Annotated in this window: 1 protein-coding gene; it reads left to right on the forward strand. The window is 41.9% G+C overall.

Annotation, left to right across the window (positions count from 1 at the left end; genetic code table 11):
• Nucleotides 1–1,910: hypothetical protein (locus ERK18_RS09265; protein WP_187155205.1), on the forward strand; the 1,910-nt coding region annotated here is incomplete at both ends.

The raw sequence follows: 1,910 nt of genomic DNA on the forward strand, positions 1-1,910 counted from the left end.
ATATTAGTTCGATGGCTGAAGCGGCCAAGAAGCGAATACAAAATGCATACGATAAATTATCTTCTTCAGTTCAAAATGACCTTAAAGAAGTTTTAAGTCAAGCTATAGCAGATATAGATCAGGCAGAGGCAAAGACCAATAAAGACATAGATGCAGCTCAAAGCGTAGACGAAGTTTTGAACATAGCAAGTGCAGGAAATAAAACAATTAGCGAGATTGAAACTAAGGCGGAAGTTACATTTGCCCGAGCAGATGCAAAAGAAGCAATAGCGGCTGAAGCTAACAAGGTTAAGCCTGGCTTAAGCACAGCTGATCAACAAACAGTTGATAATATTGTAACAACAGCTAATGGCAAGCTGGACGCTGCTACTGATGTTCCAACAATTAATAGTATTAAAAATCAGGCAATTCAAGATATCGATGCAGTAAAATCAACTGCAGATTCAACTGCAAAAGAGAAGCTTGATAAGGCAAAAGAGCTGAATAAGACTAATGTAGATGGAGCAGCTCAAGCAGCGATTGCGCGGGTTGATGCGGCGTACAACAACTTAACACCTGCTGAAAAGACAGCCAACAAAGGCACATATGATCAGGCTATTGCAGATATTAAAAATGCTCAAAGCACAACTGATGCCAAGATCGCAGCTGCGACTACTGAGAACGAAGTTACTGCCGCAGCCAGTGAAGGCACAGGCACCATTAACAAGCTGGCGGATGCAGCTGAATTAACCTTTGTCAAGATCACTGCAAATGATGCGGTACAAGCAGAAGCGGCAAAAGTTAAGCCAAACCTGAAAGAAACCGCAGATCAAAATAAAGTAGATGAAATTGTCGGTCAAGCTAAAGACGATATTGGTGCAGCAGAAAACGTTGACAATGTAAACAGAATAAAAGAGAATGCCATCAAGGCAATTGACAACGTCAAGAGCAATGCCGAGCAGACAATTCAAAAGGCCAAAGAGACGAGCAAGGCCAGTGTTGATGAGCAGGCGGCTGCAGCTAAGAAACGGGTTCAAGATGCCTATAATAGTCTTACACCAGATGAGCAAAAGACGACGGAGATCCAAGCGGCATATAACGCAGCCAATAATGCCATTGATAAGGCAAAGAGCGTAGCAGAAGATGCAATAGCCGCTGCGCAAACCAATTCAGAAATTACGACAGCAGTAGATAAGGCAAATAAGGCCTTTACCCAAGCAGCAGCTGATGCCGAACTGACCTTTGCCAAGGTAGCTGCTACGGATATGATTGAAGCAGAAGCAGCTAAGGTCAAGAGCGGCTTAAAGAAGGAAGAAGACAAAACCAAAGTTGATAATATTGTAAGTCAAGCCCAAACAGATCTAGAGAATGCTCAGAGTGTAACTATAGTAGGATACATTAGAGACCAGGCAATCAGGGACATTGATAACGTTAAAGCTACAGCCGATGCAATTGAGATAATTGAGCTTGAGAATGCTAAGACCACTAACAAGGCTAATATTGACAAAGCAGCAGAAACAGCGACGCAGCGTGTCAAAGATGCATATAACCGGTTAAATTCAACAGAAAAAGAGCAAGTTAATGCAGAGTACAATAAAGCACTTAGTGACATTGAACAAGTAAAGAACACGACTAACGCAGCAATTGCAGCAGCAGAAACAGTTGATGAAGCGGTAAATGCAGCAACTAAAGGAAGTGCAGCTATAAATAGTATAGCTGACAAGACGGAGCTAGCGTTTACGAAAGTAGCGGCAAAAGATGCAGTTAAAGCAGTAGCAACCGAAGTCAAGAGCGGCTTAAAGAAACAAGAAGACCGAGACAAAGTAGATGCGATTGTTGCACAAGCAGATAAAGATATTGAAGCAGCTACAAGTGTAGATTCAGTCAACAGCATTAAGGATAAAGCTATTAGTGACATCAAAGAAATTAAG

This window comes from Lactobacillus kimbladii (assembly GCF_014323605.1).
Taxonomy (GTDB): Bacteria; Bacillota; Bacilli; order Lactobacillales; family Lactobacillaceae; genus Lactobacillus; species Lactobacillus kimbladii_B.